The organism is Pseudomonas viridiflava, assembly GCF_900602065.1.
In the GTDB taxonomy this organism is placed as follows: Bacteria; Pseudomonadota; Gammaproteobacteria; order Pseudomonadales; family Pseudomonadaceae; genus Aquipseudomonas.
Genome location: NZ_UWFN01000170.1, coordinates 1 through 325 on the forward strand (window position 1 = coordinate 1; position 325 = coordinate 325).

General features: G+C 64.6%; 1 protein-coding gene. It reads right to left on the reverse strand.

All coding sequences use genetic code 11. The features are described from left to right. Window positions 1-113 precede the first annotated feature (113 nt). Window positions 114-325: arginine N-succinyltransferase (locus EE949_RS09040; RefSeq protein ID WP_206335699.1), on the reverse strand; the 212-nt coding region annotated here is incomplete at its 5' end.

The following is a 325-nucleotide window of genomic DNA, read 5'->3' on the forward strand; positions in this document are numbered from 1 at the left end:
CGCGCGATCAGCGCGGGCAGGTCGCTGCTGCGTACGGGACGAACGATCATGTTATCTCCTCAGCGGCTCATCGAGAGCCTTGAAACGGGCTAATCCGCAATCGAACGTCCGGCTCAGACCGCGACGATGCGCACACTGGCACCTTCACCCACACCCAGCGCGTCGGCGGCCTGCAGGCTCAGAACCACCGGCCGGCCGGGTGCCCAGTCGAGTTCCAGCAACACCGCGCGGTAATCCTGCAGCAGACCATTGGCAACCAGATACAGACGCCCGCCCTTGCCCACGTCACTGCTGTGCGCTGTCTCGACCTTGACCGGTACCAGAC